This window comes from Mesorhizobium sp. M0019, from assembly GCF_040323975.1.
GTDB lineage: Bacteria > Pseudomonadota > Alphaproteobacteria > Rhizobiales > Rhizobiaceae > Mesorhizobium.
Genome location: NZ_JAMYVK010000105.1, coordinates 1 through 6,317 on the forward strand (window position 1 = coordinate 1; position 6,317 = coordinate 6,317).

The following is a 6,317-nucleotide window of genomic DNA, read 5'->3' on the forward strand; positions in this document are numbered from 1 at the left end:
ACGCGCCCGGGCGTCCAGGGCGGGACGCGCCTCCCCCTGGACGAGCGTAAGGTCTGCGCCGGTGAACTCGTCCGTGGGCCGAAGCGCCCCCCCCGCGCGCCCCCCCCCCCCCCCCCCCCCGGCAGGTGAGGTCGCGAAAGTCCTAGTGGGAATCACGAGGCGCGCCGTTGCCGCGAAAGGTCCGCCAGCCGGAGAACATCGAGGAGATGATCGACTGCTTCGACATGATGTCCTCGCGCACCGCGGCATAGATATGGATGATCACGAAGCAGATGATCACCCACATGCCGAGATGGTGCCAGGTATGCACGTCCTGACTCTGACCGAGAAGTGGGATGACCCAGCTCGAGAACAGGTCGTACTGCCAGGACCCCATGCCGGCCCCCTCGCCGTAGAGCGCCAGTCCGGTCACGATCATGAAGATGGTGAACCAGACGAACAGGAAGTGCATGGCGAGCGTCGCGAGCGGGTTGTGCCCGGAATACTTCATCGGCTCGCTCACCAGCATGGCGTACCAGAGCACCTCGTGCCAGAGCTCCTTCCAGAACCGTCCGTTCCAGACAGGCGGGAGGAATATCTGCCGGGAATGCTCGTTGCCGGCGAAGACCCAGTAGATGCGGAATGCGAAGCCGACGATCAGGACATAGCCCGCAACGAAATGCAGGTAGCGTATCCAGCCGAAGAGGAAACTGGAACTCGCCTCGCCGCCAACCGCCGGCGGCGGCGAGCCGATCAGGTAGCCGGTGCCGGCAAGCATGAGGATGGCGAAGGCATTGACCCAGTGCCAGAGGCGCAGCGGCGCCTCGTAGACATAGACCCCTTCTTCGCCATGCGGAGTTTGGCTCGCGCTCATGGCCGCCCCCTAGCCGCCGAACACGAGCGTAGCGCCCGAGCCGGCAATGACCATGCCGAGCCCGGCGCGCGCCCAAGGCGACGACGCGAGCCTGAGGCCGATGCCGGTGCCGGCCAGATGCAGCGCCGCGGTCGAGAGCGTGAAGCCGGCAATATAGGCAAGTGCCGCGCCGGTCGTCTCGCTCGCATGGGCATGGCCATGGAAGAGGGCGAAGAACCCGGCAAGGCCGATGCCGAGCATGCCGGGAAGGCCGGCACCGGCGACGATCATGATGCGGAGAGCAAGGACGGATAGCGCGATCATGCCTTCGACCGCTGGCAGGCCGATGCCGGCAAAGGCCAACGCCGCACCCGTCATCATCATCGCCACGAAGGTTGCTGGCGCCACCAGGACCCGCGACGGCATGGCCACCGCCGACCAGACCCCGACCGCCGCCATGGCGAGAAGGTGGTCGAGTCCCATCAGCGGATGGGCGATGCCGGCGGCGAACCCGTCGGCATGCCCTGCGCCGACATGGGCGAGCGCCGGGCTGGCAAGGACCGCGAGCGAAGCTGCGGCGCCAAGTTTCAGGATAGCGTGTCTCATTTCGGTTCCTCCCCTAGCGCACTTTGACATTGGCAAGTTCCTGTCCGTCCGGACCCATGACATGGGTCGAACAGGCAAGGCACGGATCGAAGCTGTGGATCGTCCGCAGGATCTCGACCGGCTCCTCCGGCCGCTCCACCTTGGTCTCCATCAGCGACGCTTCGAAGGCGCCGATATTGCCGGCATGGTCGCGTGGCGAGCCGTTCCAGGTGGTCGGCACGACGCATTGGTAGTTTTCGATCCGGCCGTTCTTGATGCGTATCCAGTGGCCCAACGCCCCGCGCGGCGCTTCGGTGAAGCCGACCCCCTTGACTTCGGCGGGCCAGGACTTCGGATCCCATTTCTGGGTATTGGCCGTCGAGCTGTCTCCAGCCTTGATGGTGGCGATCAGCTTGTCCATGAAGTAGACCTGCTTGCGGGCCGCCCACTGTGCTTCCAGCGCGCGCGCAGCGGTGCGGCCGAGCGTCGAGAACAGCCCCGTCAGCGGTACGCCGAGTGCCCGCAGCGTCGAGTCGACCTGCTCCTTGATCTCCTCGTGGCCCTGGACGTAGCCGACGACATAGCGGGCGAGCGGCCCTACCTCCATCGCATGGCCGCGCCAGCGCGGCGCCTTGATCCAGGAATATTTCGCGCTCTCGTCGATTTCGCGGATGTCGGTGCGCGTGCCCTTGGCATTCGGCCCGAGCTGATAGTTCGGCTCCGTGATACCATCCCATGGATGCAGGCCCTTCGCCTCGTCCGGGTATTTGTACCAAGAGTGGGGCACAAACTCCTGGATCTGCTCGGGATCGCGCACGTCAACGGGCAGCACCTCTTTGAGATTGCCATCGATGATCGCGCCCTGGGGCATCATCAGGTTGGCTGCCGAATAGTCGTTGGCTTTGTCGGGGATGTCGCCATAGGCAAGAACGCTCTTGCCCGACAGCCCGCCGCCATAGAGCCAGCCCTTGTAGAGACTGCCGATCGCGATGATGTCGGGGATGTAGACGTTGTCGACGAAGGCGATGGCGCGCTCGATAACGCTGCGGACGTAGTTCAGCCGCTCCATGTTGATCGGCGCGCCGGCCGCCATCTCACCGTCGATGTTGATCGCACAAGGCACGCCCCCCACCAGCCAGTTGGGATGGATGTCCTTGCCGCCGAAGATCGTGCGCGTCGTCATGATCTCCTTCTGGAAGTCAAGCGCTTCCAGATAGTGCGTCACCGCCATCAGATTGGCCTCCGGCGGCAGCAGATAGGCCGGGTTGGTCCAGTAGCCGTTCTTGAACGGCCCGAGCTGGCCGCTCTCGACGAACTTCTTCAGCCGGTTCTGGATGTCACGGAAATAGCCCGGCGAGGACATCGGGTGGCTCGGCGAAACCGCCTGCTGCAGCTCCGACGTCGCCTTCGGGTCGGCTCTCAATGCGTTAACCGGGTTGACCCAGTCGAGCGCGTGCAGGTGGTAGAAGTGGACCAGATGATCGTGCACCTGCAACGAGAGCTGCATGATGTTGCGGATCGAATTGGCGTTCTCCGGGATTATGATGCCCAGTGCGTCCTCGACCGCACGCACCGAGGTGAGCGCGTGCGTGCCGGTGCACACGCCGCAGATGCGCTGGGTGAAGGCCCAGGCGTCGCGCGGGTCGCGGCCCTTGAGGATGACCTCGAGCCCGCGCCACATGGTGCCGGTCGAGACCGCGTTGCGGATGATGTTGTTCTCGTCGATGTTCACCTCGCAGCGCATATGGCCTTCGATCCGCGTGACCGGATCGACGACCACGCGCTGGCCGGAGGTGTCGAGATTGAAGCCGTTCGGCGTCTGGATGACCATCACTTGTTCCCTCCCTTTTCGCGCATCCGCTTGACCACGCTCGCCGCCGCATGCGCGGCCGCGGCGGCGCCGATCACGGTCGCGGCCGTCGTGCCGATCCTGTCGGCATCGGCCTCGATGCCGAAGCCGTGGACGCGGGTCAGGCGGCTGTAGAAATCGCCCTTGTCCCAGAAGCCGTCCTCGGAGCAGCCGATGCAGGGATGGCCGGCCTGGATCGGGAAGGAGAGGCCGCCGTTCCAGCCCACCGTCGAGCAGGCGTTGTAAGTGGTCGGTCCCTTGCAGCCGACCTTGTAGAGGCAATAGCCCTTGCGCGCGCCCTCGTCATCGAAGGACTCGACGAACTGGCCGGCGTCGAAATGCGGGCGCCGATAGCATTTGTCGTGGATGCGCTGGCTGTAGAACATCTTCGGCCGGCCCTGCCGGTCGAGCTCTGGGAATTTTTCAAAGGTCAGGATGTAGGTGATGACGGCCGTCATCACTTCTGGGATCGGCGGGCAGCCGGGAATCTTGATGATCGGCTTGTCCGGCAGGCCCGGAACCTTATGGACGGGCGTGGCCCGCGTCGGGTTCGGCCGCGCGGCCTGCACGCAGCCCCAGGAGGCGCAGGAGCCCCAGGAGATGATCGCCTTGGCGTTGGAGGCGGCATGGTTGAGCTGGTCGACGAAGGGCTTGCCGCCGATGATGCAGAACATGCCGTCCTCGTTGAGCGGCGCATTGCCTTCGACCGCGAGGATGTAGTTGCCCTTGTACTGTTCGACGACCTCGTCGACGATCGCCTCGGCCTGATGGCCGGCGGCCGCCATGAGCGTGTCGTCATAATCGAGTGAAAGCATCGACAGCACGACGTCCTTGGCGAGCGGGTGCGCCGAGCGGATGAAGCTTTCGGAGCAGCAAGTGCATTCAAGCCCGTGCAGCCACAGCACCGGAATGCGCGGCTTGGACTCCATCGCGTAAGCTATTTTCGGCGCAAAGGCCGGTCCAAGGCCGAGGGAAGCCGCCGTCAGGCTGCAGAATTTCAGGAAGCTTCGGCGGGTGATCCCCTGTCGGCGCATGACCTCGTAGAATGTTTGTTGCATCAGGCCTTCCTCCACAGGCGGCGGCGTCTCCTGGTGCCGCGGACATGCGAAGGCGGAGCAAGTCCGATGCCAGAGTTAAAAAGCCGAATAAATTCAAAACTCAGATGCTCTTCGAGGCGTTGACTTGTTCCGGTGGCCGGCAAAGGAGTGGAAACCGGGCTGGCAGATTTCGAACAAAGTTTCCGCGATGCGGCGAGACGAGCGAAGAGGCCTGGCGACGGGTGCCGACGGGATTTCGGCGGGCCTCGACCGACCTCGCCCAGAGGCCACGCGCGGCTTGTCAGGACGGCCGAGCAGATCGCGCTTGGCCTGCGCGGCTACAGCAGACTGGGAATCGCGGGATTTGCACCATCTACTCGTCGCCGCTTGCGTTGAAACCGCTGTTGTCGGGTTTGTCGCATCCGCGACACGGTGATGTTCGGCCGCGCGCCGCCGCACTCGCAGCTAAGCCGTTGAATAAAATGCAGACTGGTTTTTCTGAGGCTGCACGTGCCGCGGTCGTGACCGGTCTTTCATTGCGTGAGGCCGAACGTGCGATTGCAGCTCCTGCCGCCGCGCAAAGAGAGGTTCAAGATTTGTGCCAACTGCGCTTGGCCGGCAGGTGGCATAGAGCGGCGCCTGAGAATGAAAGTGCCGGCCGCCCAGCCTTCATAGCCGTTCCTCCTTTGTGGCGTGACGGCCCGAAAGTCGCCATCGCGTCAGATGTTCATCAGGGTTCGGCATAGCCGGGGCTCGTCCGGCGACAGTCATGGCAGCGACTTCGCTTCTGGAGCCGCTCATCCGGCCGATAAGAACACATGCGCGTCCTAAGCCGTAATTGATCCGCCGGAGCTGACCAAAGCCACCTTGCTCTGGGTTGCGACAATGGCGATTGCAGGCGAGAAGCCGAGAAGAACCGATGCGGCGAGGAGTCCTGAGGCCATCCGTCCACGAGACGTCACCAGGGAACGAAGTATTGCGTTCCGCGTTACACTACCGTATATACGTCCGCAGCACAGGAGCGCGCCATGGCCACCACAGCCACCAGGAAGGAAACACCCGTCTCGATGCGGTTTCGCGACGATGATCTCACCATCATCGACCGCGGCGCGGAGCTGCTCGGCCTGTCGCGCACGGAGTTCATGCGGCGCGCCGCGCTGCACGAGGCGCAGGCGGCCATCCTCAACGAAACCGTCATCCGCGTGTCCCCGGAAGCTTATGACGCCTTCATGCAGGCGATCTCAGCCCCCGCCGCTGCGCCCCCGCCGAAGGCGGCCGAGCGGCTGCGTCGGTCCCCGCCCTGGGACCGTTAGGTGGCGCTTTCAGGCATCGAACTCCTCGACGACGCGCACCGCCTCGACAGCTTCGATTGCGGCAAGCCGGCGCTCAACGCTTGGCTGGCCGGCTTCGCGCGAACGAACCAGGTCCGCGGCTTTACCCGCGTCCTGGTCGTTCACGATGAGGGAACAGTCGTCGGCTATTACGGCCTCGCGCCGGGCGTGATCCAGCCAAACAGCGCACCGCGCGCCATCCGCACCGGACGCCCGCCCGATCCGATCCCCTGCCTGTTGATTGGACAACTCGCCGTCGACCATCGCTATGCCGGACAAGGCATCGGCAGCGGCCTGGTCAAGGACGCGCTGCATCGCTGCGTCGCCGGCGCCGACATCGTCGGCGGCCGCGCAGTGGTGGTGCGGGCGATCGACGCCGAGGCCGAGCGCTACTGGCAGAGCTGGGGCTTCATTCCCGCGCGGGACAATCCGTCGGTGCTCATGCGCTCGATCCAGGACGTGGGCCTCTGGCTGGCCGACAAAGGCCACTAGCTCCACGCGCGTAGCGCCTCCCGTAGCGGCAGCGTCCGGGCGCGCCGGCCTGCAGCCGGATGACGATCCCTCACGCAGGGCCAGAGGGAGACGGCGGTCAGAGCGAAGTTGTGTGCGTCAAGTTCTGCAAAATGGCGTGGCATTGCGGTGACGTCGGCGTGTCCGCCGCGCAGCCCCCGTGTTTAGCGGAG

General features: G+C 64.8%; 6 protein-coding genes. 2 read left to right on the top strand and 4 right to left on the bottom strand.

Features of this window, described 5'->3' with window-relative positions:
* Positions 1-142: 142 nt before the first annotated feature.
* From cybH to NKK47_RS34590, 4 genes are read right to left on the bottom strand one after another with little or no spacing between them, the layout of a single operon-like run.
* Positions 143-853 carry a Ni/Fe-hydrogenase, b-type cytochrome subunit gene (gene cybH / locus NKK47_RS34575; RefSeq protein WP_352579874.1) on the bottom strand — a complete coding sequence of 237 codons (711 nt, stop codon included), beginning with the start codon at positions 851-853 and terminating at the stop codon, positions 143-145.
* Between the two features lie 9 nt (positions 854-862).
* Positions 863-1,438, bottom strand: a complete 576-nt coding sequence (locus NKK47_RS34580; protein ID WP_352579875.1) for a HupE/UreJ family protein — start codon at positions 1,436-1,438, stop codon at positions 863-865.
* Positions 1,439-1,451: 13 nt separating this feature from the next.
* Positions 1,452-3,248, bottom strand: coding sequence for a nickel-dependent hydrogenase large subunit (locus NKK47_RS34585; protein ID WP_023679114.1), 1,797 nt, complete (start codon positions 3,246-3,248; stop codon positions 1,452-1,454).
* A complete protein-coding gene (locus tag NKK47_RS34590; protein WP_352579876.1) occupies positions 3,248-4,324 on the bottom strand; it encodes a hydrogenase small subunit in 1,077 nt (358 codons plus the stop codon). Before NKK47_RS34590 ends, NKK47_RS34585 begins: the two co-directional genes overlap by 1 nt.
* 1,007 nt (positions 4,325-5,331) lie before the next feature.
* On the opposite strand from NKK47_RS34590, the gene NKK47_RS34595 reads away from it, so the two are divergent.
* Positions 5,332-5,616: a type II toxin-antitoxin system TacA family antitoxin gene (locus tag NKK47_RS34595; RefSeq protein ID WP_031255614.1), complete on the top strand. Its 285-nt coding sequence runs from the start codon at positions 5,332-5,334 to the stop codon at positions 5,614-5,616.
* Entirely contained in the window at positions 5,617-6,126 is a 510-nt protein-coding gene (locus NKK47_RS34600) for a GNAT family N-acetyltransferase (RefSeq protein WP_023679117.1), read from the top strand.
* The last annotated feature ends 191 nt before the right edge of the window (positions 6,127-6,317 follow it).